This window comes from Halopseudomonas pachastrellae (assembly GCF_900114765.1).
GTDB lineage: Bacteria > Pseudomonadota > Gammaproteobacteria > Pseudomonadales > Pseudomonadaceae > Halopseudomonas > Halopseudomonas pachastrellae.
This window is the reverse complement of record NZ_FOUD01000011.1, coordinates 1-24,777: the sequence shown is the minus strand read 5'-3', so window position 1 is coordinate 24,777 and position 24,777 is coordinate 1. Positions and strand designations below refer to the sequence as shown.

Sequence of the window (24,777 nt, the reverse complement as noted above, 5' to 3'; positions counted from 1 at the left end):
CTGACAGAAGAGAAAACGCGGATGGCACCACGCATGCCATCCGCGTTTTTTTATGCCCCTCTCAGTAGGGCGGAAAGGCTTCCAGCACTCGCCCCGTCATGCGCCGAGCCTGCTCGTCGCGCTTGGCCGGGGTCTGCGGCGAGGAGCTCAGGCGCTCGCTTTCGCTGCCACGCCACAACAGGCGTCCGCTGGCCGGGTCGAGCAGGTCGATTTGCAGGGTGATCTCCTTGTAGTCCGAGGGATAGGTCTGGATCGACGGGCCGCCCCAGAACCCACCACCCCAGCCCCAGTAGCCGCCAAAGCTGGTACTCACGTTCTCTTCACGGTTTTCCACCACAACATACGTCTTGACCGACAAATCTGCCGTCTGACCTTCCAGCACCGGGCTCAGGCCGCGAGCGTCCAACCCATCGGCCACCGCTTGCTTGACGCGCTCGGCGGTCAGGTCGCTGCTCAGGCGTGGATCATCGGCGGGGGTAAAGGTGACCTTGGGCTCAGCCCATTGCCAGGTCTGGCTGGTAGAAAAGTCATAGCTGGTGTCGTAGTCCGGCTTGATGGTGGTTTGACAGGCTGCCAAGGCAAGGACACAGGGCAACAGAAACACATGATGAAGACGCATGAGAAGTACTCCAATGGTGATGACGCCGGCCCCCAGTGTAGCGCGACGCAGCTCTGACCGCTGCCCGGCCATGGCCGCGATAAGGCCGCTGGTCGCACTTGCCAAATTGGACACCGAAAAAGCGTGCAAATTGCACGGCCATTTTTTTGCGGTCGTGCAATGCGCATAGGTCACCGGGCCATCAAAACGCCATAACTTATTGATTCATAAAGAAATTAAAAAAACAAAAAAGCTGGCACGGCCTCTGCAATATCTCTTGCAACGGTCACCGATAGACCGGAAACGGACAAAGCGAGAACAGGAGAAACACCCATGACCAAGCTGAAAACACTTGCCATTGCTACCGCCACCGCCAGCGTACTGAGCATGACGTCAATGGCCGCACACGCTGACGACGGTGACCTGACCGAAGCCCGCCAGGAAGGCTCTATCTGGACCGCCATCACCCTGAACCGTCACCTCAACCCCTTCACCATTGATGTCGATGTCGAAAACGGCGTCGCCACCCTGACCGGTGATGTAGAGAGTGACGTTGATCGCGACCTGGCCGAACAGGTTGCCAAGGACATCGACGGCATCCAGCGCGTTGACAACCAACTGCAGGTCAACCCGGACGCCGAGCGCAAGGAGCGCACTGAAGGCAACCCGTCGCTGTCGACCAGCTTCAGCAACGCCACCACCACGGCGACCATCAAGTCCAAGCTGCTGTGGAACAGCAACACCGAAGGCCTGGACATTGACGTCACCACCAACAACGGCGTGGTTACCCTGAGCGGTACCGCCCAGAGCGACGAAGCCAAGGATCTGGCCGGCATGCTGGCCAAAGACACCGACGGCGTGCACCGCGTTGACAACGAAATTCGCGTCAATGGCGAAGCCACTGCTGCCGCCAAGGCCCAGAACGCAGCCGATGACGCTGGCGAAGCCATCAGCGACGCCTGGATTACCAGCAAGGTCAAATCCAGCTACCTGCTGAGCAGCAACCTGAGTGGTCTGGATATCTCTGTGGACACCAAGAACGGCGTAGTTGCCCTAAGCGGCACCGTGATGTCCAGCGAAGAGAAAGATCTGGCCATCCAGACTGCCGAGAACATCAAGGGCGTGAAGGAAGTGACCGCAGAAAACCTGCGCACTGCCAGCTAACCCGCAGGCCGGCCCAACCGGGCCGGCCACACCTCTGAAGCTTGAAGCGGAACCGTTTTTTGTTAAGCACCCAACAGAAGGAGACGGATCATGAGCACCAAGACTGACGAACTGAATGACCTGATTGAAGTAACCCGTGACGGCAAGCGCTTTTACGAGCACGCCCGTGATGAGGTGAAAGAACCCCAACTCAAGGCCCTGTTCACCGACATGGCCCAGGCCAAGACCGAAGTGATCGCTGCCCTGCAGGGCAAGGTCGCTGCCAACGCCGACACCCCGGCAACCGGTGGCACCCTGACCGGCAAGCTGCGTGAAGTCTATGCCGACACCCGCGCCAAACTGTCCAGCGATGAGGGCGCTACCTATATCGCCCAGCTGGAAGAGGCCGAGGACCGCATTCTGCACGCCTTTGAAGATGCCATGGACGCGCACGAGCCTGACCTGCGCGCCGACGTCGCCCCGCTGCTGCCAAAGGTACGCGCCTGCCACGACCGCATGCGCGACCTGAAAAAAGCACAGTAAACAACACCGGTCGCCGTCAGCTCCGCCTGGCGGCAACCAGAGAGATCAGGCCGGAGCGATCACGCCGCAGGCTTGTTGAAAAGGAGAAACACCATGCTTAGTTGGGCTATTACTTTCCTGATTATCGCCATCATCGCTGCGGTTCTGGGCTTCGGTGGCATCGCTGGCACCGCAACAGGGATCGCGAAAATCCTGTTCCTGGTCTTCTTGGTGCTGTTCATTGTCTCCTTCATCATAGGACGCCGACCCAAGTTATAGCGCCCCACGCTGAAGGACCCCGCACCCGCCATCACGGCGGGTGCTTGCGTTTGGGCCTCTGTTCAGATCAGAGCATGCCGGCAGTAACCCTGACCCAGCGCAAGGTGGTCACGCCAATCTCTGCTAGGGTGGCAAACAGACAGGGCAAGGAGACCAGCATGACCGACACATTGCACAACTGGAGCCAGGGCTTCGGCGTCATCCAGCATGATTTTCTGACCCGCGAGCGCATCGATACGCTGCTTGATGTCCTGGCCGCAGACGGCACCTGCTCCCGCGAACAGGCGCTGACGCTGCTGCAGGCGGCAGACAGATTATGCAACGCCGCGATGCGTCAGGTGGCGCACATGACCTACGCACGTCAGGTCTACCTGGACGGCCGCCCGCTCGCGCAGAGCGATTTCAAACCCCAACCCGAGGGCCACACCGGCGGCGCGTTGAACATGGTGCCGGCCTACGTTGGCTACCTGCTCGCCAACGCGCTGACCGGCACCACCCGCAGCTGGCTGATGGGGCAGGGGCACTGCGTGGCGGCAATTGATGCGGTCAACGTCCTGACGGGCAACACCGAAGCGGCGCAGGCCGAACGCTACCCGTTCAGCGACGCCGGGCTCAGTCAGCTCTGTCAGGACTTTTACAGCTACGCCATCGATGCCGAAGGCCGCCCGGCGGTGCCGCTGGGTAGCCACGTCAACCCGCACACCGGTGGCGGCATCAGCGAGGGCGGCTATCTCGGCTTTGCCGGGCTGCAATACGTGCACATGCCGCTGCCAGGGCAAGAGCTGGTGACCTTTCTCAGCGACGGCGCCTTTGAGGAGCAGCGTGGCAGCGACTGGGCACCGCGCTGGTGGCGCGGCGAAGACAGCGGGCTGGTCATGCCGATCATGATCGCCAACGGCCGGCGCATCGACCAGCGCTCAACCATGGCCCAGGTCGGCGGGGTTGACTGGCTGCGCGAGCATCTGGCGCTGAACGGTTTTGACCCGATCGACATCGATGGCCGCGACCCGGCCGCCTTTGCCTGGGCCATCATCAGCATGGGCCGCGCCCTGCGCGATGCCCACCAGGCCATCGTAGACGGCGATGCCGAGTACCCGGTGCGCCTGCCCTATGCAATTGCAGAGACGGTCAAGGGCTTCGGCTTTCCGGGGGCTGGCACCAATGCCGCCCACAACCTGCCGCTGGTCGACAACCCCGCCACCGACGCAGCCGCCCGCGAGCGCTTCAATCAGGGCATCGCCGCGCTGCATGTCAGCGAGGCAGAGCTGCGCGCCGCGGTTGCCGCGTTAAGCAATCACGCAGGGCAACAGCGCCCGCAGGAGAAGGATCACCCACTGGCGCAGATTCAGGTCGCCACGCCAGTGCTGCCGCCGATCAGTATCGAGCAGCCCGGCGCACCCATGGCCGCCATCGACCAGTGGTTCTGCGCCCTGACCCGCGCCAACCCCGAGCTGCGGGTGCGCGTTGGCAACCCGGATGAGATGCGCAGCAACCGCATGAACCAGACTCTGGACCACCTGCTGCACCGCGTTACCGCCGCCGAGGACGGTATCGCCGAGGGGCTGCAGGGCAGCGTGATTACCGCACTCAACGAAGAAGCGGTGGTTTCCGCCGCACTGGCCAACCGGCAGGGCATCAACCTGGCCGTCAGCTACGAAGCCTTTGCCGTGAAAATGCTCGGCGCCATGCGTCAGGAGCTGATTTTCAGTCGCCACGCCCGTGAGCTGGGCCGCCCGACCAACTGGCTCAGCGTGCCGATCATTGCCACCTCCCACACCTGGGAGAACGGTAAGAACGAGCAGTCCCACCAGGACCCGACCCTGTGCGACGCCTGGCTGCAGGAGATGAGTGACAGTGCCCCGGTCTACTTCCCGGTCGACAGCCACAGCGCCGTGGCGGTGCTGCGCAAGGTCTACGCCAGCCACGGACAGGTGGCGCTGATCGTGGCTCCGAAAAACCCGGTGGACACCTGCCTGACCGTGCCGGAGGCCCAAGCCGCTGCCGACAGCGGCTTCGCCGTACTCAGTGCCGACCCCGGCGCCGAGCTGCAGTTGCTGGCCATTGGCGCCTACCAGCTGCAGGCAGTACGCCGCGCCGCCCGGCATCTGCGCTACCACGGCGTACCCTGCAGCGAGGTGGTGCTGATCGAGCCAGGGTTGCTGCGCGAAGGGCGCGATGCGATGGAGCGTGCCGCCGTGCACAGCGATGCCGATCTGGCCCGGCGCATTCCCGCTGCCCGCTGCCGCCTGTTTGTCTGCCATGGCCACGCCGAGGTCATGACCGGGGTGCTGCGCCGCCTCGACACCGGCCCGCAGACCAGCCGCTTCCTCGGCTATCGCAGCCGCGGCGGCACGCTGGATACCTTCGGTATGCAGTTTGCCAACCAGCAAAGCTGGGCGCACCTGGTCGCCGCCGCCGCGCAGCTACTTGCAATGCCGCTGGATGATCTGCTGGAGCCCACCGAACAGGCGGTGCTCAAGGGGCAGGGCGATCCACGGCTGCTGCAGGACTAGCCGCTCACCGCCAGGCGGTGAGCGGGGCGCACTCAGAACGCCAGGCTCTGGCCCTGGGTCGGGATCATGGCCTCAATCTGGTGCTCATCCCACAGCCGCTTGGCCAACGCATCCAGCGCATCCGCCTCGCCGTGCACCAGCACCACCTTGGGGTTGGTCTCGAAATGGCTGACCCAGTCCACCAGCCCGGTTTGCCCGGCGTGCGCCGAAAAGCCGCCCAGGGTTTCGATCTGCGCGCGCACCAGATATTCCTCTCGGAACAGTTTGATGCGCTTGACCCCGTCAACCAGGATGCGGCCCAACGTGTTGCGCGCCTGATAACCGACAAAGATCAGGGTGTTGCGCTCATCCCAGATACGCTGCTTGAAGTGATGACGAATGCGCCCGCCGGTGCACATGCCGCTGCCGGCAATGATCAGCGCGCCGCGCTTGATCTTGTTGATCATCATCGACTCGTCGGTGCTGGCAGTCAGCCGCAGGCGCGGCAGAAAATCGCGCAGCAAGGTCTGGTCGCCACTGCACAGGCCCTTGGCGCCCTCGCAGTCGAGCTGGCTCAGCCAGCGGTCATAGAGGCGCGTCACCTCGATCGCCATGGGGCTGTCGAGAAACACCTCCCAGTTATCCAGCTTGCCCTGCTGGTACAACTGCCCCAGATAGAACAGCAGCTCCTGGGTGCGGCCCACGGCAAAGGACGGAATCATCACGTTACCGCCGCGCTCCCAGGCCTCATGCAGCACCTGCTCGAACTGCTCAACGGTGTTACCCAGCGTACGGTGATCACGGTCACCGTAGGTGCCTTCCATCATCACCACGTCGGCGCGGGTCAGTACCTCGGGATCAAACAGCAGCACGCTGTCCTTCTTGCCCAGGTCGCCGGAGAACACCAGGCGCTTCTCGCGGCCCTGCTCCTGCAGCGTCAGCTCGACAATCGCCGAGCCGAGAATGTGGCCGGCGTCGTGCAGCGTCAGGGTGCCTGCCTCACCCAGCGCTACAGTTTCCCGGTAGCGCTGCGGCGCACATTGCTTGAACACCCGCTCCACATCCGCCCGGGTATAGGCCGGCTGCAGTTCCGGCGCACCACGGCGCGCGCGGCGCAGGTTCTCCCGTTCAAGGTCGCGCTCATAGAGCCCGGCGGCGTCGTTGAGCATGACCTGCAGCAGATCGGCAGTCGCGCGGGTGCAATAAATCGGGCCGCGAAACCCTTCGCTGACCAGTTTGGGCAACAGGCCGGAGTGATCGATATGCGCATGGGAGAGGATGACCGCATCGATCTCGGCGGGCTGAAAGCCAAAGCGCTCGTCACGCAGCCGATCCACCGCATCGCCGCCCTGATGCATGCCGCAGTCCAGCAGCACCTTGCCCACCGCCGGAGAACTCAACAGGTGACAAGACCCGGTGACCTCCTGCGCCGCACCCAGAAATCGAACACTCGCCATGCCGCAACCTCCGCTATGTCATCGTGGCTATTCCACTGTGGCACAGTTTGCCGGGGCATGCCGTCGCTTGCGCTGACCCACATCAGCGTTAGCGCCAACAGGCTGATACACTGCCGCGATCGTCACAGGAGCAGACTATGAGCAATACCAAGCTGGAAGGCGTGCAGGTACGCCGTGAAGTCATGGGCGACGCCTTTGTTGATCGCGCCCTGAACAACGCAACGGAGTTCAGTCAGCCGCTGCAGGACTTCGTCAACGAACACGCCTGGGGTGGGGTTTGGAACAGAGAAGGGCTGGACCGCAAAACGCGCAGCCTGATCACCCTGGCCGCGCTGACCGCACTAAAGTGCCCGCAGGAGCTGAAAGGCCACGTGCGCGGCGCGTTGAACAACGGCTGCACGGTAGAAGAGATCCGCGAAGCGCTGCTGCACTGCGCGGTCTATGCCGGTGTGCCGGCCGCCATCGACGCCTTCCGCTCAGCGCAGGAAGTCATCGACAGCTATCAGCAAAATTGAGCTGACCGGGCTCAGGCAAAACGCTGTTCGAGGTATTCGTTGATCGCACTGGACTCGTACAACCAGCGGGTCTGGCCAGCTTCTTCAATGCGCAGGCAAGGCACCTTGACCTTGCCGCCCTGGGCCAACAGGGTCTGACGGTGTTCGGCATTGCCGGAGGCGTCGCGCAGCTCGACCGGCAGATTCAGCCGGCGCAGGGTGCGGCGTACCTTCACGCAGAACGGGCAGCCGTTAAACTGGTACAGCGCCAGCGCAGATGCCGCGTCGTTCACCTCCGCCTGGGCAGCAGGCTCGCGCCGCATGGGGCTCGGGCGGGTAAGAAAGCTGATAAAGACGACGAGCTGGCCAACAACGACCCGCAGTGCCTTGACGATCATGGCAATGACTCTCTGTAGCGAAAAATTAGGCCACGCAGCATACCCTTTCCGCCCCCGCGACCCAAGATGACCCGACCAACGCAACGGAGCATAATGCACCGATGAAGCCCGAAGACCTTCTCCTGCTCGTCACCCGCGAAATGCCCTACGGCAAGTACAAGGGCCGCCTGATCGCCGATCTGCCCGGCCACTACCTCAACTGGTTTGCCCGCGAGGGCTTTCCCAAGGGCGAGGTTGGCCGTCTGCTGCAACTGATGCAGGAGATCGACCACAACGGCCTCAAGCCCCTGCTGGACCCGCTGCGCAAGGTGCCGCCCCGTCACTATCAAAATTGATAGTGCAGATCACCTGAACTTGCCTTGCCTCAGGTGCTCTATGCTGAGAGACACGCTGAACCATGTCGCTGTAGCGGGCCTGGCTCAGCCTTTTCAATCACAGCAGGAGCAAACTGATGGCCAAGATTCTGGTGCTTTATCACTCCATGTACGGACATATCGAAACCCTTGCGCAGGTCGTTGCCGAAGGCGCGCGACAGGTTCAAGGCGTTGAGGTGACCGTCAAGCGTGTACCCGAAACCATGCCCGACGACGCCTTCAAGGCCGCTGGCGGCAAGGTTGATCAGGCGGCCGAGGTAGCCAGCCCCGGCGAGTTGGCCGAGTACGACGCCATCCTGCTGGGTACCCCGACGCGCTTCGGCAACATGTCCGGACAGATGCGCACCTTCCTCGACCAGACGGGCGGCCTGTGGGCCAAGGGCGCGCTACATGGCAAGATCGCCAGCGTGTTTACCTCCACCGGCACCGGCGGCGGCCAGGAGATGACCATCACCTCTACCTGGACCACCCTGGCGCACCACGGCATGATCCTGCTGCCAATTGGCTACGGCACCAAGGAGCTGGCCGACATCGAGCACGGCAAGGGCGGCACACCCTACGGCGCCTCCACCATCGCCGGTGGTGATGGCTCTCGCCAGCCCGATGCGCGCGAACGCGCCATTGCCCGCTATCAGGGCAAATACGTCGCCGGGGTTACCCAGAAGCTATTTGGCTGATACGCCGACCGGCGCCTCATACCGCCGGTCGCCAGGCCAAACAGCCCATTGAATTACGACTATCATTAGCCTGCACAGCGAACTGAGCGGCACCGGTGTGCAGGTGCAAGTGGTGTTGCCCGGCGTCACCCGTACCGAGATTTTCGAGCGCTCGAGCAGCTCGCTGGCGCAGGTTCCGCCGAGCATGGTGATGGAAGTAGAGGACTTGGTCGATGCCGCGCTACGCGGCTTTGATCAGGGCGAGCTGGTGACTATTCCTTCGCCGCAGGACAGCAGCGAGTGGCAGGCGCTGACCCAGGCCAGGCTGCAGCTGGCCCCCGACCTGTCACATAACCAGCCGGCAGCGCGCTACAGCTGAGGGCCACGGCCTGCCGTTCACGCCGACTCAGTCAGCGCTTTCAACTGCTCGCGGGTATTACTCAGCAGCTCTGCAGACAAGGATTCGTCCTTCACGCTGCGCGACAGCAACAGCGCACCGACCATCGCCGAGAGCACCAGCATCGCCTGGGCGCGGCTGTCTTCGCCCGGCAGCTTACTGGCAATGTTGTCCAGCCGGTCTTCCACCACTTCGTCGGTAATCTCGCTCTGCTGGCCGCGCTGACCCAGTTCGGCAGAGATCGTCGGCAACGGGCAGCCCTGCTCGGGATTGGCCCGGTGGCCTTCGGACAGGTAAGTATCGATCAGCGCACTGAGCGGCACATCGGGGCCGGTGTGCATGGCCAGTGATGTCTTCAAGTTGTCGACCGCATGACGCAGCGCTTTTTCGACCAGATCGTCCTTGGATTTGAAGTGCGCATAGAAGCCACCGTGGGTCAGGCCGAGCGCCTTCATCAACGGTTGCAGGCCGGTCGCGCCGACGCCGTCGCGGCGGAAGCGACGGGCCGCTTCGTCGAGAATCAGCTGATGGGTTTTGGCCTTGTGGTCTTCTGAATAGCGCATGACGCCTCCGGGTATTGAATGCCGGTCATCATCTTACACCGATTGACCGGCGCTCGCCTCTGTCGGTTCGGACTCAGCCGACGAACGAGCGGCCTTGCGCTCCAATACCAGCGCACAGAGCGCCGGCAGGAACAGCAAAGTCAGCAAGGTACCCATGGTCACGCCACCAATCAGCACAAAGGCCAGCGACGACCAGAACACCGAGAAGGTCAGCGGCACAAAGGCCAGTGCAGCGGCCAGCGCGGTCAACACCACCGGCCGCGCTCGGCGCACGGTTGCCTCGATGATCGCCTCGCGAGTCACCATACCCGCGCGCTGATTCTGCTGAATCTGGTCGGTAAAGATCAGCGTATTACGCATCAGAATCCCGCCAATGCCGATCAGCGCCAGAATCGCGTTGAAGCCAAACGGCTGGTTGAACACCAGCAGCGCCGGCACCGCGCCGATCAGGCCCAGCGGCGCCGTCGCGAAGACCATGAACATCAGCCCGAACGAGCGCACCTGGAACATGATCACCACCAGCATCAGCAGAATCATGATCGGGAACAGCACCGCCAGCGCCTTGTTGGCAATCGCGCTTTCCTCCACCGGTCCGCCGATGGTGATGTGGTAGCCGGCGGGCAGGTTGTCGACCACGTCACTCAAATCGCGGTACGCCGCCATCGCTGCATCTGGCGGCTGAGTACCGGTGACGATGTCGGCGCGCACCTCAAAGGTCAGCACACGATCACGGCGGCGCAGAATCGGGTCTTCCATCACCGGCTGGAAGTGCCCAACCTGGCGCAGCGGAATCGCTTGCCCGGCATCGTTGGTAATGGTCAGATCATCAATGCTGCCGAGGTTCTGCCGCTGGGCATCGACCGCGCGCACCACCACCGAGACGGTGCGCGTGCCTTCACGCACCTCGGTGATCGGGTTGCCGGAGAGCAAGGCGTTGATCTGCGATTTGACCTGCGCCGGGGTAAAGCCGAGCAGGCGCAGACGGTCCTGATCCAGCACCAGTCGGTAGCTGCTGGCCTTCTCGCCCCAATCAATAAAGGTATCGCGGGTCAGCGGGTTGGCCTCAACGCGCTCGCGCACCTGCTCGGCAATGGCGCGCAGCGGCCCCAGCTCCGGCCCACTGACGCGGAATACCACCGGGAAGGGCACCGGCGGGCCAAACACCAGTTGCGTCACCCGCACACGCGCCTCGGGGAATTCGCCGTCACGTACCCGCTCACGCAGCCGCGCAATCAACGCATCGCGGGTGCTGGCATCCGTGGTCTGCACAATCATCTTGGCAAAGGCCGCATCCGGCAGTTCCGGGTTGAGCGAGAGGAAGAAGCGCGGCGCGCCGCCACCTACATAGGAGTCGACCATCAAGGTTTGCGGCTCGGCCATGATCGCCTGCTCCACCCGGCCGACCACCGCCTCGGTGTTCTTGAACGCGGTGCCCGGCGGCATGTAGACCTCGACGATCACCTCGGAGCGATCAGAGTTGGGGAAGAACTGTTTGTTCACCACCTTCATGCCCATCACGCAGAGCACAAAGCTCGCCAGCACCAGTCCGGTTACCAGCCAGCGATGACGCACGCAAAACCGCACAGTGGCGCGCAGCCGCTGGTAGAGCGGGCCGTCATAGAGCGCGTCGTGCCCGCCGGGTTTGGCCACAATCTTCGGCAGCATCTTCACCCCGAGATAGGGCGTAAACACCACCGCCACCACCCAGGAGGCGATCAGCGCAAAGCCGACGATCCAGAAGATATTGCCGGCGTACTCACCGGCACCCGAGCGGGCAAAACCGACCGGCAGGAATCCGATGATGGTTACCAGGGTTCCGGTCAGCATCGGTGCGGCGGTAGAGGACCAGGCGTAGGTCGCAGCACTCAGCCGATCCATGCCCTCTTCCAGCTTCACCACCATCATCTCGATGGCGATGATGGCGTCATCCACCAGCAGACCGAGTGACAGAATCAGCGCACCGAGGGTGATGCGGTCAAACTCGCGGCCGGTCATCATCATCACCACAAACACCACCGCCAGCGTCAGCGGCACCGCGGCTGCCACCACCAGCCCCACGCGGAAACCCAGCGCGAGCAGACTGACCAGCATCACCACACCAAGGGCGACAAAAAACTTGAGCATGAACTCGTCGACCGCGTTACGAATCTTGCTGGCCTGATCCGATACCTTGGTGAATTCGATACCCAGCGGCAGGTTCTGGTGTACGCGCTCCTCTTCAGCCTGCAGCGCGCGATCCAGCTCCAGCCCGTTAAAGTGCTTCTGCATGATTACGCCCAGCATCAGTGCCGACTCGCCCTGATGGCGAATGCGGTAGCTCGGCGGGTCTTCATAGCCCTGTCGCACTTCCGCCACATCGGCGATGCGCAGCACCCGACCGTTGGCGACCACCGGTACGTTCTCGATCTGCTCCAGACTGTCGAAAGCACCGTCCAGACGGATATAGGCACGCGGTCCGGCGGTTTCGACCGCACCCGAGGGCGCCACCGCGTTCTGGCGGGCCAGCGCGGCGAAGATCTGCTCAGGTGTCAGCCCCAGCGTTGCCAGGCGCTGGTAGGAAAACTCGACGTAAATACGCTGTGCCTGTTCACCCAGAATGTTGACCTTCTTCACTCCAGGCAATTGCAGAAAGTCCTGCCGCATCTGCTCGGCCAGTTGCACCAGCTGGCGGTGTGGCAGCTGGCCGGCCTCAAGGGCGTAGAGGGCGAAATAGACGTCGTTGTATTCGTCGTTGAAGAAGGGGCCAGAGACGCCACTTGGCAGACGGGCCGCTTCGTCACTCAGCTTCTTGCGGGTCTGGTAGAACAACTCGGGCACCAAGGCCGGCGGGGTCGAGTTGAGAAATTGCACCTTCATCGACACAAAGCCGGGTTGGGCGGTGGTTTCCACCCGATCGTAGTAATCCAGCTCCTGCAGACGCTTCTCCAGCCGGTCGGCGACCTGCTCCTGCATCTCGCGCGCGGTTGCGCCCGGCCAGACGGCGGTGATAGTCATCACCTTGACGGTAAAGGAAGGGTCTTCGGCGCGGCCCAGCTTGCTGAACGCAAAGGCCCCGGACAGCAGCACCGCGATGATCAGAAACAGCGTCACTGCCGGGTTACGAACCGCCAGCGCAGACAGGTTGAAACGGCTCATGTCACAGGCTCCGTGCGGCTTCGGACCCAGCCAGCTTGCCCTCGGGCAGCTGCTTCACGGCGTCACCCTCGTGCAGCAGATGCGCGCCCAGCGCGACCACCCGCTGGCCGTCCTCAAGGCCGGCGCTGAGCACCGCAAACTCCTGCCCCAGGCGCTCGACCTCGACCGGCGTAAAGCGTACCCGGCTGTCGCCATCGATCACCCAGACACCGGTGCCGTGACCCTGATTCAGCAGAGCACCCAGCGGCACGCGCAAACGCGGGGCGCGCTCGCTGTCCTGCAGCCGAATGCTGACGGTGGAGCCAATCGCCAGCGGCTCGGCGGAGGTGTCGAGCACATAGCGGGCGCGGTAGGTACGGGTGACAGGGTCGGCTACCGCCGACAACTCGCGCAGGGTAGCGGCAATCGGTGTGTCCGGCTGGCCGAACAAAAACGCCTGGGCCTGACTGGCGGCCAGCCCGCGCTGGGTTTCCGGAATGTTGATGACGGCCTCGCGGGCGCCGCTGTGGGCGAGTCGGGCGACAACCTGACCGGCCGCAACCACCTGCCCCTGGTCGGCCAGCACATCGGTGATGATGCCGTCGGCATCAGCGGTCAAGGTGGAGTAGCCACGACGGTTCTCGACCTGCGCAGCGTCGGCGCGGGCCGAGGCCAGATTGGCTTCGGCCACGCGCAGTTCGGTCACCAGTTGATCGTGCGCCTGACGTGATACCGCGCCATTGTCCGCCAGCTGGCGATAACGCTTTTCATCATTCTGCAGCTGCCGTACCGAGGCGTCGGCCGAGCGCACGCGCTGCCGAGCAGCCCGCAGGGCCAGTTCGAAGTCGTCCACATCCAGCACCAGCAGCACATCGTCGCGCTTGACCCGATCACCCGGGTCAACCCGGCGCTCGATAACCTCGCCAGCGACCCGAAAGCCCAACTCGCTTTCGGTACGCGCCGCCACCACCCCGGTGAATAGCGCGCCATCGTTGGCAACCGGATGAACCTCCATCGACAACACCAGACGCGCTGGCGTCTCGCTGTGCTCAGCGACCGGAGCCGCCTCATCACGACACCCCAGCAAGCTCCCCAAGAGACCGACCAGCACTGCCAATCTGGCTGCAGACTTCATATTTTCTCCCCGCGGGTCTGTCTCGACCCTGTTGTTATTGCTTTACTCAACAGATTCCAGAAGCGTCGCCACACCTTGCCCGCCGGCAATGCATTGGGTCGCCACCGCATAGCGGCCGCCGGTGCGCTTGAGCAGCGCGGCGGCCTTGCCGGTGATGCGTGCGCCCGTTGCGCCCAGCGGGTGTCCCAGCGCCAGCGCGCCACCATCCAGGTTGACCTGCTCCAGCGGCATGCCCAATTCGCGCAGGCAGGCCAGTGACTGGCTGGAAAACGCCTCGTTGATTTCCATCAGATCGACATCATTGATTGTCAGACCGCTGCGGGCAAGTACTTTGCGCGTTGCTTCCACCGGCCCCATGCCCATGATCTCCGGCGCGCAGCCGCCAACGGCTGTGGCCTTGATGCGCGCCAGCATCGGCAGATTGTGGCGCCGGGCAAAGTCTTCGGTGCACACCAGCACCGCCGCGCTACCGTCGGTCAACGGCGACGAGGTGCCCGCCGTCACTACACCGCCAAACGCCGGTTTCAGGCCCGCCAGCGCCTCCAAATTGGTGCCAGGGCGGATGCAGCCGTCTTCGCTGACCAGGCCATCGGGCGTGGTGATCGGCACAATCTCATCTGCCAGCAAGCCCGCCGCCCGAGCCTCGGCAGCCTTGGCGTGCGATAGTACCGCCAGCGCATCCTGATCCTCGCGGCTGACGCCATAGCGACGCGCCACTTCTTCTGCAGTGTGCCCCATGGCCATGTACACCTCGGGGAACGCCTGCAGCAGCGTCGGGTTGGGTGAGGGGGTAAAGCCGACCATCGGCACGCGAGTCATCGACTCGACCCCGGCGGCGATATAAGCCTCACCGGCGCCCAGCAGCAGTTGGCCGGCGGCGAAGTGAATGGCCGTCATCGACGAGCCGCAGAAGCGGTTCAGGGTCACGCCGCCCAGGGTGTCCGGAAAACCGGCGCGGAAGCTGGCGATGCGGGCGACGTTGGTGCCTTGCTCACCCTCCGGGTAGGCACAGCCCATGATCACGTCTTCCAGCAGAGCGGGGTTGAGGTCAAGGCGCTCGACCAGACCACGCAACACCTGCGCGGCAAGGTCATCCGGGCGCAGATTGATCAGCCCACCCTTGCGGGCGAACTGGAAGGGTGAACGCAAATAACCGGCAATCACGATGGAAGTCATGGCAACGCTCCTTACGGTCAAAAGGTCCGGCGGACCCATTGAATTACGACCATAATTTAAACGAGCGCATTTAAATGTCAACCATAATTCAAAAGATGCTAGGGAGTAAGGTAGGTTGCCAGCAGGGCGCCCATGTCTTCGGCCAGCTCGACAAAGTGGGCAGCATCCGTCGCCCGCTCGGTGAAGCAGCGCAGGCCAATAACCTGTGCCTGCAGCAAGCGCGCCAGCCGGTCGCAGTCGACCTCCGGGCGGATCTCCCCAGCGGCCTGCGCCTGTTTCAGCGCTGCGGCAAAGCGCTGCTCAGGGCTGACGAGCGAAGGCGAAACCACATGCAAATGAGGCTTGCCATGGGGAGCCTTCAGCTATGACCAATTTTCCCCGGACACCAGTGACGCGGAGCGCGGGAACGATCATGAGGGGCGAAAGACGCGAAGAATGCACGGAACCAGTCCCCGTTTACGCGGGCGAGTAGCGCAGATTTATCGGGAAAAAGAGCCACAGGATGTCTGAGGGGGCAGAGCCCCCGAGTTTTGTGGCTCCCCGATAAATCGAGCAACGCAGCGGACCCGAAGGGCCGCGTAGTCGGGTGCCCCGGGGGATCGCTAAGGGGGGGCTGGGCAAGCAGCCCCCCTTGGCTCGCCGTAAAAGGCGAAAGGCTGACCCAAACACTACCCAGATTTTGAGCGATGGCGCTGACGTTCAGACAGCACGGCCACGGCATGCCGTGGTCCTAGGGGAGTGAGCAAGCATTTCGTTGGCTCGCCGGGACGGCGAAAAGGGAGGCAACCGACAGCGAAAGTGGTTCAAATACTTGCTCGAGCACTCGCGCTAAACAACAAAACTCACCCGCACCAACAACCCCCCCTCAGCCCCCTCATGCAAACTGATATCCGCCCGATGCGCACGACAGATTTCCCCCACGATGGTCAACCCCAACCCCGTGCCTTCCGGGCTTTGCCGGTAGAAGCGTTCGAACACCCGCTCGCGCTCCTCGGGCGGGATACCGGGGCCGGTGTCTTCGACTTCGATCAGTGACGGTGCGCGCAACCGCAGAGTAACCGAGCCACCATTGGGCGTGTGCTGCAGGGCGTTGTCGATCAGGTTACCGAGCAGCTCCTGCAGCAGAGTGGGCTCGCCCCAGACGTCGAAGGCCTGCTCCACCTCCAGCGCCAGTTCGATATTGCGAGCATGAGCCAGGGGCACCATGGCCAGCGCCAGCTCCTGTGCCAGCGGTGCCAGCGCCACCTGCTCGGCGCTGCCCTCGGCGACGGCGCGGGCACCGCGTTCGATACGCGCCATCGACAGCAGCCGGTTAGCCAGGCCGATAGTGCGGTCGGTACTGGCGTCAGCCTCGCGCAAGGCCTGCTGCCAATCTTCCGGCCGGTCGGACCGTAGCCCCAGCTCGATGCGCGCCTTGAGCGCCGCCAGCGGGGTACGCAGCTCGTGTGAGGCTTCGGCGATAAAGTCGCGCTGGCGTTCAAAGTTTTCGCGCAGGCGGCCGGTAAAGTGGTTGATCGCATAGACCAGCGGGCGCACTTCGCGCTGCAGGCCGTCGGTACCGATGGGCCGCAGGTCATCACTGCGCCGCTCGGCCACTTCATGACGCAGGCGCTGCAGCGGGCGCAGCGCGGCAGACACCGCCAGCCAGGCCAGCAGCAGGGCGCTGACCGTCAGCACGCCCAGGTTGATCAACGACTGACGCAGCAGGTTGGCCGCCATGCGATCACGCGCGCCGCGCGTTTCGGCCACGCGTATTTCCGCCATGCCACTGCCGCTGTTGGTGCTAACCGGCTGCAACAGGCTGACCACGCGCACTTCGGCATCCCGATAGACCGCGTCGTAGAAGCGCGCCAGCGCCGGATAGTCCTGGGTCATCGGAATGGTCGGCGAGGCGGCGGGCAGGTCTTCGTAGCCGGAGATGGCCCGACCATTGAAGTCGATCACCTGGTAGTAGAGCCGGCCAGTGATGTCGTAGGCAAAGTTGTCCCGGGCCACGTAGGGCACCTCAACCGCCAGGTCACCTTCTTCGCTGTACAGCCGCTCGGCAATCGCCCGCGCCGAGGACAGCAGCGAGCGGTCATAGGCGGTATCGGCGGCCAGTCGGGCATTCCAGTAGGCCACCGAGCTGGCAATCAACAACAGCACCGACATCACCAGCGCCAGGCGCCGCAGCAAGCGGCCGCGCAGACTGCCGGCGGCGCCAACCTCCGGCGCACGCGCACCCAGTGTCACGCCGGCGCCTCCAGGAGATAGCCCAGGCCGCGGAAGGTGACAATACGCACCCCGCTGCCGTCGAGCTTGCGACGCAGGCGGGAAATGTAGATCTCGATGGCCTCGGGGCTGGCGTCCTGATCCAGACCAAATACCTTGCCGGCCAGCTGCTCCTTGCTCATCAGCCGGCCCGGGCGGGCGATCAGGTTTTCCAGCACCGCGTGCTCGCGCGAGGGCAGAGCCAGCGGCTCGCCAGACAGGCTGAAGCGCCGGTCATTCAGGTCGTAGATCAGCGCGCCACACTGCTGCTGACGCTCACCGCCCATCAGACTACGGCGCAGCAGCGCGTTGACCCGCGCCTCCAGCTCGCTCAGCTCGAAGGGCTTGGCCAGATAGTCATCGGCGCCCAGATTCAGCCCGCGCACGCGGTCAGCCACTTCGCCACGGGCGGTCAACATCAGTACCGCCAGGGTCTGACCGCGCTCACGCGACTTGCGCAGCACCTCAAAACCGTCCTGACGGGGCAGCCCGACGTCAAGAATCGCCAGCGCGTAATCCTCACTGCGCAGGGCCAGGTCGGCGGCTACCCCATCGTGCAGCACATCCACAGTCCAGCCCCCGTTCTTGAGCGCTCGGGCCAGGCTGTCAGCCAATTCGGGATCGTCTTCTACCAGCAGAATGCGCACTGGCGGCCTCTCTTGCAAAGGGTCGAATGAGCGGAGTTTACACCGGCCATCGGCGCGCGACAGCGCGGATTTCGCGGGGTTCCGGATGAAAGGTTGCTGAAAGGTTAGCTCATTAGCATCGCCCGACGGTCACCCACCGTAGGCATTACACGCAAACAAGAACAACATCGGAGTACACCTGATGCACACCGTATTCATCCCACGGCGCAGCCTGTCTGCTGCCCTGCTGGCCACCTCCGGCCTGCTGCTCACTCCGCTGGCCCAGGCAAGCGGCTTCACCGAAGACAGCAGCGCCAAGCTGAGCACCAGCAATATTTACTTCAACCGCGACTTCCGCGAAGGCACCGGCCAATCCAAGCGTGAAGAATGGGGTCAGGGTTTCATTCTTGATCTCAAGTCCGGTTATACCGATGGCGCTGTCGGCTTTGGCCTCGACGCCAAGGCGATGCTCGGCATCAAGCTCGACTCCAGCCCGGACCGCACCGGTACCGGCCTGCTGCCGACCCACGATGATGGCCGCGCCGCCGATGAATACAGCAAGCTTGGCCTGACCGCCAAGATGCGCTACTCCGAGTCAGAGTTGTTCCTGGGTACGCTGATGCCCAAGCTGCCGATTCTGCAGCCCAACACCAGCCGCATTCTGCCGCAGACCTTTCGCGGTGGCATGGCGACCATCAACGAGTTCGACAACCTCAGCATCGATTTCGGCCGTCTGACCAAGGCGATTGATCGCGACTCTACCGATGCCGAGGACCTGGCCCTGAACAACAAAAACCGCCGTTTTGGCGGTTCGTTCTCGGCCGACCAGCTTGATTGGGCCGGACTGAATTACGAGTTCAACTCCAGCCTGGCGGCTAGCTACTATCTGGCACAACTGGATGATGTCTACCGCCAACACTTCTTCGGTCTCAACCACAGCGCCGCTCTGGGCGCCGGTGAGCTGAGCACCGAGCTGCGGGTCGCCGTATCCGACGAGCAGGGCGCTGCCCACGCTGGTCGGATCGACAACCAGGCCTGGCAGGGCCGCATCGGCTACGCGCTGAACGGTCACGAAGTGAGCGCAGTCGCGCAAAAAATGCGCGGCGACAGCGCCTTCCCCTATATCGACGGCAGCAACCCCTACCTCGTCAACTTTGTGCAGATCAACGACTTTGCCGAAGCCAACGAGCGTTCCTGGCAGTTGCGCTACGACTACGACTTTGCCGCACTCGGCATCCCCGGCCTGACCTTCATGAGCCGCTACATCAGCGGTGATGACGCCAAGCCTGCCGCCGGCGGTACCGGCTCGGAATGGGAACGCAACACCGAGCTGCAGTACGTGTTCCAGGACGGCGCACTGAAAAATCTCGGCCTGCGCTGGCGCAACGCGAGCTACCGCTCCGACTTTGCCCGCGATGCCGACGAGAACCGCCTGATTGTCAGCTACGCCTTCCCGATCTGGTAAGCGCCGCAGCCATCCGACAATCGCCTAGAATGACGCCATGAGGATAACAACCATGAAAGCGACACTTCGTTCTGCCCTGCTGATTACCCTGTGCTTTGGCCTGGCCGGCTACACCCAGGCCGACGAGCCGCCACGCCCTGAATGTATCGCTCCGGCTTCGCCGGGCGGCGGCTTTGACCTGACCTGCAAACTCGCCCAAAGCGCCCTGCTGCAGGGTGAATACCTGTCTCGCCCGATGCGTGTTACTTACATGCCGGGCGGTATCGGTGCGGTCGCCTACAACGCCGTGGTTGCCCAGCGCGCCGACGAGCCCGGCACCATCACCGCCTTCTCCACCGGTTCGCTGCTGAACCTGGCGCAGGGCAAGTTTGGCCGCTTTGATGAGACCGCCGTGAAATGGCTGGCCGCGGTCGGCACCAGCTACGGCGCCATCGCCGTGCGCGCCGACTCCGAGTTCCAGACCCTGGAGCAGCTGATCGAGGCGCTGCGTAAAGACCCGTCCAAGGTCGTGATCGGCTCCGGCGGCACCGTCGGCAGCCAGGACTGGATGCAGACCGCACTGGTTGCCCGCGCTGCCGGCATCAACCCGCGCAGCCTGCGCTACGTAGCGATGGAAGGCGGCGGCGAGCTGGCTACCGCGCTGCTGGGTGGGCACATCCAGGTTGCCAGTACCGACATCTCCGACTCCATGCCGCACGTTGAAAGCGGCGACATGCGCATTCTCGCGATCCTGGCCGACGAGCGTCTGGCCGGCGATATCGTCGAGGACATCCCCACCGCCAAAGAGCAGGGCTTTGACGTGCAGTGGCCGGTCATCCGTGGTTTCTACATGGGTCCGGACGTCAGCGACGAAGACTTCGCCTGGTGGAAAGGCACCTTCGAGCACATGCTCGCTTCCGACGAGTTCGCCACCCTGCGCGAGCAGCGTGAACTCTTCCCCTTCGCCCTTACCGGTGCTGAGCTCGAGACCTACGTCAAAGAGCACGTTGCCGAGTACAAGGAACTGGCTGGCGAGTTCGGCCTGACCCAGTAACCGACCTGGCAGCAGGCACCCGGCCCCGGGTGCCTGCTGCGTTCGCGAGGATTACCCCCCATGCTTCACCAACGTCTGTTTGCGGCGTCGCTGCTGCTCGTCTGCCTGTGCCTGGGATTTATCGCCTGGGGCTATCAGGCCCCGTTTTCCTACGAGCCGGTCGGCCCCCGCGCCTACCCGCTGATGCTGCTGATTCTGCTGGCCCTGGGCGCACTGGTCCTGCTGGTCAAACCCGCCATGGAGAGCAGCGAATCCGATGAGCCGACGCTCACGCGCCCGATGCTGATCAAGGCCGCCATCTGCCTTGGCCTGCTGCTGGCACTGGCGGCGCTATTCGAGCGCCTGGGCTTTATCCCGGTCAGCATTCTGTTTGCCCTCGGCATGGCCCGCCTGTTCGGCGGCCGCTGGCTGCCCAGCTGCGTACTGGCAGTGGTGCTGGGCGTTGGCCTGTATTTCCTCTTTGACCGGGTACTGGAAGTCCCCCTGCCGCTTGGCGTACTCAGCGCCCTGGAGATCTGATCATGGATACCCTCTCTTACCTTGGCCAGGGCTTCGACGTTGCCCTGAGCCCGAACAACCTGGTGACCGCGCTAGCCGGCACCACCATCGGCACCATCGTCGGCCTGCTGCCGGGTCTGGGCCCGATCAACGGCGTGGCGCTGCTGATTCCGGTTGCCTTTGCTCTCGGCCTGCCGCCAGAAACCGCGCTTATTTTGCTGGCCTCGGTGTATCTGGGCTGTGAATACGGCGGCCGTATTTCCTCCATTCTGCTCAACATCCCGGGCGAAGCCTCTGCGGTCATGACCACGCTGGACGGCCACCCGCTGGCCAAGCAGGGCAAGGGCGGCATTGCCCTGTCGATCTCGGCCTGGAGTTCGTTTATCGGTGGCCTGATCGCCACCATCGGGGTGACCATCTTTGCCCCGTTGCTGGCCCAATGGGCCGTCTCCTTCGGCCCGGCCGAATACTTCATGCTGATGGTCTTTGCGATTGTCTGTCTGGCCGGTATGGCGGGCGACAAGCCCATCAAGACTGCAGTCGCCGTGCTGATCGGCCTGATGCTCGCCTGCGTGGGGATCGACGCCAACAGCGGTGTCTACCGCTTCACCTTCGGCAGCCTGGGTCTGGCCGACGGCATCCAGTTTGTGGTGCTGGTACTGGGCCTGTTCAGCGTCAGCGAAATCCTCATGCTGCTCGAGCGCACCCATCAGGGTCAGGTGGCGGTCAAGGCCAGCGGGCGCATGCTGTTCAATCTCAAGGAAGGCGCCTTTGTACTGGCGACCAACCTGCGCAGCGGCGTATTGGGCTTTATCTTCGGCGTACTGCCGGGTGCCGGTGCAACCCTCGCCAGCGCCGTGAGCTACATGTCGGAGAAGCGTCTGGCCGGTGACAAGGGCCGCTTCGGTGACGGCGACCTGCGCGGTCTGGCCGCACCGGAAACCGCCAACAGCGCCTCGGCCTGCGGCTCGATGATCCCGATGCTGACCCTGGGTATTCCGGGCTCCGGCACCACCGCGGTAATGCTCGGCGCACTGACGCTGTACAACATCACCCCCGGCCCGCTGCTGTTCCAGCACCAGCCCGATATCGTCTGGGGTCTGATCGCCTCGCTGTTCGTCGCCAACATCATTCTGATCGTGATGAACGTGCCGCTGATCAAGGTGTTCACCCGCATCCTTGCAGTGCCGAGCTGGACCCTGGTACCGGCCATCGCCATCATCACCTCGATTGGTGTTTACGCGGTACACGCGACCACCTTTGACCTGTTCCTGATGATCGCCATCGGCCTGTTCGGCTACCTGCTGCGCAAGCTGGACTTCCCGCTGTCGGCGCTGCTGCTGGGCTTTATCCTGGGTCACATGATGGAGAGCAACCTGCGCCGCGCGCTGTCGATCTCCAACGGTGATCTGAGCATCCTGTTCTCCAGCCCGATCACCATCGGTCTGTGGGTGCTGGTTGCCGCCATGGTTGCGCTGCCGTTCTGGCGCCGCTACCGCGCCAAGCGCAGCGTTGCGCTGGCCAGTGCCTGAGCGCCTGCGTAGTACCTTGCTGTTTCTCAGCGCACCGCTGGCCGGTGCGCTGGGCGGCCTGCTAGCCAGCCTGGCCAACTGGCCGCTGCCATGGATGACCGGCTCACTGCTGGCGGTCATCCTGCTGCGCTGCAGCGGTTGCCTGTGCAGCCCACCACCGGGCTCGCGGCAAACCGGCCAGCTGATCGTCGCCTGCGCCATCGGCCTGCACTTCACCACCCCTGTCCTTGCCCAGATGCTCAGCCACCTTGGCCTGATCGTCCTAGGCGCCTGCGGCACCTTTCTGCTCAGTCTGATCGGCATCAACCTGCTCACTCGCGCCGGCTACGACCGCGCCACCGCCTACTTCGCCAGCATGCCCGGCGGCGCCAGCGAGATGGCGGTGATCGGCGCACGGCATAACGCGGGCATCGCCAACGTGGTCGCGGCACACAGTCTGCGCCTGCTGATGGTGGTGCTGCTGATTCCGGCGCTGTTTACCTGGAGCCTGCCGGCGGTCGAGGCACCACCGCCGCTGCCCACCGACCTGCCAACCCTGGCCTGGCTGATTCCGCTCGGCGCGCTGCTGGCCCTGCTGATGCGCCGCCTGCGTCAGCCCAACCCGTGGATGCTCGGGCCACTGATCGTCTGCGCCAGCGCCGGCGTGCTGCTGGACATCGAAATCGCCCTGCCACCCGGCGCCAGCGATGCCGGCCAGTGGCTGATCGGCAGCGCGCTGGGCTGCCACTTCGACCGCGCCTTCTTCCGCAAGGCACCGGCGTTTCTGCTGCGCGTGCTGTGCTTCACCCTGCTGGCGATGCTGGTGGCAGCGGGCGCAGCGCTCTTGCTCGCCCAACTGGGCAGCGTCGACCGCATCAGCCTGATGCTGGGCATGATGCCCGGCGGCATCACCGAGCTGTGCCTGACCGCAGAAGCGCTGCATTTGTCGGTTGCGGTGGTCACCGCGCTGCAGGTGTTGCGGTTGTTTTTGGTGATGTTTTTGGCCGAGCCGGTGTTTGTGTTGTGGCAGAGGTTTTGGCCTGAGAAATAGGCTCTGCACCGCCGCATCATTGCTCTATCTCTGCGCCGCTATCTAGCTCGCCTTTCGCCTTTCCCGGCGAGCCAAGGTGGCTGCTTGCCCAGCCTCCGTAGATACCGTCTTCCCGATCAGTGTGCAAGTGCTCTGATCGGGTCGAACGGCTGACCTGATTTCAGTACCCCGTAGATGAGGTGCAGCAGCTTACGCATGGCTGCGCAGACAACCAGCCGACCAGTTTTACCGCGTTCAGCTAGCCTCACTTTCATCGCTTTGATGACCGGGTTGTAGGTCATCGCCGACAGCGCTGGCATGTATAGCGCTGCGCGCATTCGGCCTGACCCGGTGCGCGAGATGGTCGACTTGCCTCGGTATATCCCAGATTCCTGCAAACGCGGATTCAGACCACAGAACGCTGCCAGCTGCCTTGCGCTGTCGAATCGCAGAGGGCTGCCCAGCTCCGCCAGCAGTGTGGCGGCAGTGCCATCACTGACACCATCAATGGTCTTCATTAACTGCTTCTGCTCGCGCAGGTCAGGGTCGTTGTCGATGTGATCGTTGATGGCCTTACTGATCAGGGCTATCTGGCCGTCCAGGTGCTCCAAGTGAATGCGGATAGAGGCTTGAGCGGATTCAGCGCTGACGTCCAGACGGTTGCGCTCCATCTGCGCCAACGCCTTCAGGTCGGCAAGCCGACGTACCAGGCCGCGTAGCTGACGGATGCTCTCTGGCTCGGGCTCCCAGGGACGCATCTCTTCCAGATGGCGCTGTGCGTAGCGGGCGATCAGTTTGGCGTCGGTCTTGTCGGTTTTAACCCGGCGCAGCTCGCTTTGCGCATATTTGGCGATGCGTGCAGGGTTGATGACACAGACCTGATAGCCCTGATGATGCAGATGCGTCGCCAGCGCTTCGTGGTACACGCTGGTTGCCTCCATCAGCACCCAGCAATGTGGCTCGGCGTGCTTCTCTAACCATTGGTCAAGTTGCTTGAAGCCTTCGGGGGTGTTCGCCACCTTGGCCTTGGTGCGGTATTTGTCGCGCTCCAGCGGCTTAGCGATGTCGAAGGTGTGCTTGGCAATGTCGATTCCGATAGCGCAGGTCATGGGGCCTCCGGCTCTGTTGAAAGGTGATCGTCACCACACTCTGTTCTACCTTGCGAATACGTGCTCAGGCGCTCAGCACCGGCACCAGATACCGTTCGAACTGTCTGAGTGTGTTGGCAGGTGACGGCCCATCTACGAACCAAGCTCTTGAGGCTTCAGGGCCACACCGGCCTGTCACCTGCCGCCCGATGATCAGTCGGGGACCATGGTCACAGGGACCACAGTCAACATACAAGGGCCACGGCATGCCGTGGCCGGATATCTGCGCCCGGCGGGCCTCAGAAGGTCGAGAGCCCGCTGGCTTCCATAAAGCGGTACACCAGATAGCGCCAACGGCTGTGATCTGCAAAGTCTGCGTAGGGCAGGCTGTAGATCGCGCCGTTGGCGTTCTGCCATTCGCGCTCAAAGTCGCCTCGCTGCTGGCTGATCTGCGGACCATCGCTGCGGCTGACCAGTC

The 24,777-nt window shown here is 63.5% G+C and carries 23 protein-coding genes and 1 pseudogene; 13 read left to right on the top strand and 11 right to left on the bottom strand.

The features are described from left to right. Positions 1 to 61 precede the first annotated feature (61 nt). On the bottom strand, positions 62 to 619 hold the full coding sequence (locus BM116_RS09940; RefSeq protein WP_083728896.1) for a DUF4136 domain-containing protein: 558 nt from the start codon (positions 617 to 619) through the stop codon (positions 62 to 64). Between the two features lie 312 nt (positions 620 to 931). On the opposite strand from BM116_RS09940, the gene BM116_RS09935 reads away from it, so the two are divergent. The 4 genes from BM116_RS09935 to BM116_RS09920 all read left to right on the top strand — a co-directional run bounded on the left by BM116_RS09935 (position 932) and on the right by BM116_RS09920 (position 5,055). After that, positions 932 to 1,762 (top strand): BON domain-containing protein, encoded by an 831-nt coding sequence (locus BM116_RS09935; protein ID WP_083728894.1) that lies wholly within the window; start codon positions 932 to 934, stop codon positions 1,760 to 1,762. Between the two features lie 90 nt (positions 1,763 to 1,852). Beyond that, positions 1,853 to 2,284 (top strand): ferritin-like domain-containing protein, encoded by a 432-nt coding sequence (locus BM116_RS09930; protein ID WP_083728892.1) that lies wholly within the window; start codon positions 1,853 to 1,855, stop codon positions 2,282 to 2,284. Between the two features lie 93 nt (positions 2,285 to 2,377). Then, complete coding sequence (locus BM116_RS09925; RefSeq protein ID WP_083728890.1) at positions 2,378 to 2,542, top strand: DUF1328 domain-containing protein; 165 nt, start codon at positions 2,378 to 2,380, stop codon at positions 2,540 to 2,542. A gap of 158 nt (positions 2,543 to 2,700) precedes the next feature. Continuing rightward, positions 2,701 to 5,055, top strand: a complete 2,355-nt coding sequence (locus BM116_RS09920; protein ID WP_083728888.1) for a phosphoketolase family protein — start codon at positions 2,701 to 2,703, stop codon at positions 5,053 to 5,055. Between the two features lie 32 nt (positions 5,056 to 5,087). Here BM116_RS09920 and BM116_RS09915 read toward each other — a convergent pair whose 3' ends face one another. Next, a complete protein-coding gene (locus BM116_RS09915; protein WP_083728886.1) occupies positions 5,088 to 6,491 on the bottom strand; it encodes an MBL fold metallo-hydrolase RNA specificity domain-containing protein in 1,404 nt (467 codons plus the stop codon). Between the two features lie 137 nt (positions 6,492 to 6,628). Between BM116_RS09915 and BM116_RS09910 the strand changes: the two genes are divergently transcribed. Beyond that, positions 6,629 to 7,006, top strand: coding sequence for a carboxymuconolactone decarboxylase family protein (locus BM116_RS09910; RefSeq protein WP_083728884.1), 378 nt, complete (start codon positions 6,629 to 6,631; stop codon positions 7,004 to 7,006). A gap of 11 nt (positions 7,007 to 7,017) precedes the next feature. Here BM116_RS09910 and BM116_RS09905 read toward each other — a convergent pair whose 3' ends face one another. Further along, positions 7,018 to 7,383 carry a glutathione S-transferase N-terminal domain-containing protein gene (locus BM116_RS09905; RefSeq protein WP_083728882.1) on the bottom strand — a complete coding sequence of 122 codons (366 nt, stop codon included), beginning with the start codon at positions 7,381 to 7,383 and terminating at the stop codon, positions 7,018 to 7,020. 101 nt (positions 7,384 to 7,484) lie between these two features. Between BM116_RS09905 and BM116_RS09900 the strand changes: the two genes are divergently transcribed. The 3 genes and pseudogenes from BM116_RS09900 to BM116_RS09890 form a co-directional block, all read left to right on the top strand. Further along, positions 7,485 to 7,718 (top strand): DUF3820 family protein, encoded by a 234-nt coding sequence (locus tag BM116_RS09900; protein ID WP_083728880.1) that lies wholly within the window; start codon positions 7,485 to 7,487, stop codon positions 7,716 to 7,718. 116 nt (positions 7,719 to 7,834) lie between these two features. After that, complete coding sequence (gene wrbA, locus BM116_RS09895) at positions 7,835 to 8,434, top strand: NAD(P)H:quinone oxidoreductase (RefSeq protein WP_083728878.1); 600 nt, start codon at positions 7,835 to 7,837, stop codon at positions 8,432 to 8,434. A 67-nt stretch (positions 8,435 to 8,501) separates the two neighbouring features. Further along, positions 8,502 to 8,792: pseudogene (locus BM116_RS09890) on the top strand (SDR family NAD(P)-dependent oxidoreductase); the annotation flags it as partial. A 17-nt stretch (positions 8,793 to 8,809) separates the two neighbouring features. On the opposite strand, the gene BM116_RS09885 reads toward BM116_RS09890, so the two are convergent. The 7 genes from BM116_RS09885 to BM116_RS09855 form a co-directional block, all read right to left on the bottom strand. Next, on the bottom strand, positions 8,810 to 9,373 hold the full coding sequence (locus tag BM116_RS09885; RefSeq protein ID WP_083729141.1) for a TetR/AcrR family transcriptional regulator: 564 nt from the start codon (positions 9,371 to 9,373) through the stop codon (positions 8,810 to 8,812). 33 nt (positions 9,374 to 9,406) lie between these two features. After that, entirely contained in the window at positions 9,407 to 12,508 is a 3,102-nt protein-coding gene (locus tag BM116_RS09880) for an efflux RND transporter permease subunit (protein ID WP_083729139.1), read from the bottom strand. 1 nt (position 12,509) lies between these two features. Next, positions 12,510 to 13,622: an efflux RND transporter periplasmic adaptor subunit gene (locus tag BM116_RS09875; protein WP_083729137.1), complete on the bottom strand. Its 1,113-nt coding sequence runs from the start codon at positions 13,620 to 13,622 to the stop codon at positions 12,510 to 12,512. 42 nt (positions 13,623 to 13,664) lie between these two features. Then, positions 13,665 to 14,798 carry a thiolase family protein gene (locus BM116_RS09870; protein WP_083729135.1) on the bottom strand — a complete coding sequence of 378 codons (1,134 nt, stop codon included), beginning with the start codon at positions 14,796 to 14,798 and terminating at the stop codon, positions 13,665 to 13,667. Between the two features lie 98 nt (positions 14,799 to 14,896). Further along, a complete protein-coding gene (locus BM116_RS18850) occupies positions 14,897 to 15,127 on the bottom strand; it encodes a hypothetical protein (RefSeq protein WP_175494036.1) in 231 nt (76 codons plus the stop codon). 499 nt (positions 15,128 to 15,626) lie between these two features. After that, complete coding sequence (locus BM116_RS09860) at positions 15,627 to 16,949, bottom strand: sensor histidine kinase (protein WP_083729147.1); 1,323 nt, start codon at positions 16,947 to 16,949, stop codon at positions 15,627 to 15,629. A 77-nt stretch (positions 16,950 to 17,026) separates the two neighbouring features. Further along, positions 17,027 to 17,695 carry a response regulator gene (locus BM116_RS09855; protein ID WP_083729131.1) on the bottom strand — a complete coding sequence of 223 codons (669 nt, stop codon included), beginning with the start codon at positions 17,693 to 17,695 and terminating at the stop codon, positions 17,027 to 17,029. Between the two features lie 181 nt (positions 17,696 to 17,876). Here BM116_RS09855 and BM116_RS09850 point away from each other — a divergent pair, with 181 nt between their 5' ends. The 5 genes from BM116_RS09850 to BM116_RS09830 are packed head-to-tail and all read left to right on the top strand — an operon-like array spanning position 17,877 to position 23,232. Beyond that, positions 17,877 to 19,139, top strand: a complete 1,263-nt coding sequence (locus BM116_RS09850; RefSeq protein ID WP_083729129.1) for an OprD family porin — start codon at positions 17,877 to 17,879, stop codon at positions 19,137 to 19,139. A gap of 52 nt (positions 19,140 to 19,191) precedes the next feature. Continuing rightward, positions 19,192 to 20,172 (top strand): Bug family tripartite tricarboxylate transporter substrate binding protein, encoded by a 981-nt coding sequence (locus tag BM116_RS09845; RefSeq protein WP_083729127.1) that lies wholly within the window; start codon positions 19,192 to 19,194, stop codon positions 20,170 to 20,172. 60 nt (positions 20,173 to 20,232) lie between these two features. Further along, a complete protein-coding gene (locus BM116_RS09840; RefSeq protein ID WP_083729125.1) occupies positions 20,233 to 20,691 on the top strand; it encodes a tripartite tricarboxylate transporter TctB family protein in 459 nt (152 codons plus the stop codon). 2 nt (positions 20,692 to 20,693) lie between these two features. Next, the gene (locus BM116_RS09835) at positions 20,694 to 22,202 is read left to right on the top strand and encodes a tripartite tricarboxylate transporter permease (protein ID WP_083729123.1); all 1,509 of its coding nucleotides are present in this window, start codon (positions 20,694 to 20,696) and stop codon (positions 22,200 to 22,202) included. Continuing rightward, complete coding sequence (locus BM116_RS09830) at positions 22,195 to 23,232, top strand: AbrB family transcriptional regulator (RefSeq protein ID WP_083729145.1); 1,038 nt, start codon at positions 22,195 to 22,197, stop codon at positions 23,230 to 23,232. Before BM116_RS09835 ends, BM116_RS09830 begins: the two co-directional genes overlap by 8 nt. A gap of 116 nt (positions 23,233 to 23,348) precedes the next feature. Here BM116_RS09830 and BM116_RS09825 read toward each other — a convergent pair whose 3' ends face one another. Then, a complete protein-coding gene (locus BM116_RS09825; RefSeq protein WP_083729506.1) occupies positions 23,349 to 24,320 on the bottom strand; it encodes an IS110 family RNA-guided transposase in 972 nt (323 codons plus the stop codon). Positions 24,321 to 24,777 lie beyond the last annotated feature (457 nt).

Excerpts from the sequence above, each read along its gene's own strand:
- BM116_RS09885 (WP_083729141.1), bottom strand. The coding sequence starts at position 9,373 with ATGCGCTATTCAGAAGACCACAAGGCCAAAACCCATCAGCTGATTCTC.
- BM116_RS09840 (WP_083729125.1), top strand. The coding sequence starts at position 20,233 with ATGCTTCACCAACGTCTGTTTGCGGCGTCGCTGCTGCTCGTCTGCCTG.
- BM116_RS09905 (WP_083728882.1), bottom strand. The coding sequence starts at position 7,383 with ATGATCGTCAAGGCACTGCGGGTCGTTGTTGGCCAGCTCGTCGTCTTT.
- BM116_RS09880 (WP_083729139.1), bottom strand. The coding sequence starts at position 12,508 with ATGAGCCGTTTCAACCTGTCTGCGCTGGCGGTTCGTAACCCGGCAGTG.
- BM116_RS09850 (WP_083729129.1), top strand. The coding sequence starts at position 17,877 with ATGCACACCGTATTCATCCCACGGCGCAGCCTGTCTGCTGCCCTGCTG.
- BM116_RS09935 (WP_083728894.1), top strand. The coding sequence starts at position 932 with ATGACCAAGCTGAAAACACTTGCCATTGCTACCGCCACCGCCAGCGTA.
- BM116_RS09925 (WP_083728890.1), top strand. The coding sequence starts at position 2,378 with ATGCTTAGTTGGGCTATTACTTTCCTGATTATCGCCATCATCGCTGCG.
- wrbA (WP_083728878.1), top strand. The coding sequence starts at position 7,835 with ATGGCCAAGATTCTGGTGCTTTATCACTCCATGTACGGACATATCGAA.
- BM116_RS09875 (WP_083729137.1), bottom strand. The coding sequence starts at position 13,622 with ATGAAGTCTGCAGCCAGATTGGCAGTGCTGGTCGGTCTCTTGGGGAGC.
- BM116_RS09915 (WP_083728886.1), bottom strand. The coding sequence starts at position 6,491 with ATGGCGAGTGTTCGATTTCTGGGTGCGGCGCAGGAGGTCACCGGGTCT.
- BM116_RS09860 (WP_083729147.1), bottom strand. The coding sequence starts at position 16,949 with ATGTCGGTGCTGTTGTTGATTGCCAGCTCGGTGGCCTACTGGAATGCC.
- BM116_RS09870 (WP_083729135.1), bottom strand. The coding sequence starts at position 14,798 with ATGACTTCCATCGTGATTGCCGGTTATTTGCGTTCACCCTTCCAGTTC.
- BM116_RS09930 (WP_083728892.1), top strand. The coding sequence starts at position 1,853 with ATGAGCACCAAGACTGACGAACTGAATGACCTGATTGAAGTAACCCGT.
- BM116_RS09910 (WP_083728884.1), top strand. The coding sequence starts at position 6,629 with ATGAGCAATACCAAGCTGGAAGGCGTGCAGGTACGCCGTGAAGTCATG.
- BM116_RS09835 (WP_083729123.1), top strand. The coding sequence starts at position 20,694 with ATGGATACCCTCTCTTACCTTGGCCAGGGCTTCGACGTTGCCCTGAGC.
- BM116_RS09920 (WP_083728888.1), top strand. The coding sequence starts at position 2,701 with ATGACCGACACATTGCACAACTGGAGCCAGGGCTTCGGCGTCATCCAG.
- BM116_RS09845 (WP_083729127.1), top strand. The coding sequence starts at position 19,192 with ATGAAAGCGACACTTCGTTCTGCCCTGCTGATTACCCTGTGCTTTGGC.
- BM116_RS09825 (WP_083729506.1), bottom strand. The coding sequence starts at position 24,320 with ATGACCTGCGCTATCGGAATCGACATTGCCAAGCACACCTTCGACATC.
- BM116_RS09900 (WP_083728880.1), top strand. The coding sequence starts at position 7,485 with ATGAAGCCCGAAGACCTTCTCCTGCTCGTCACCCGCGAAATGCCCTAC.
- BM116_RS09940 (WP_083728896.1), bottom strand. The coding sequence starts at position 619 with ATGCGTCTTCATCATGTGTTTCTGTTGCCCTGTGTCCTTGCCTTGGCA.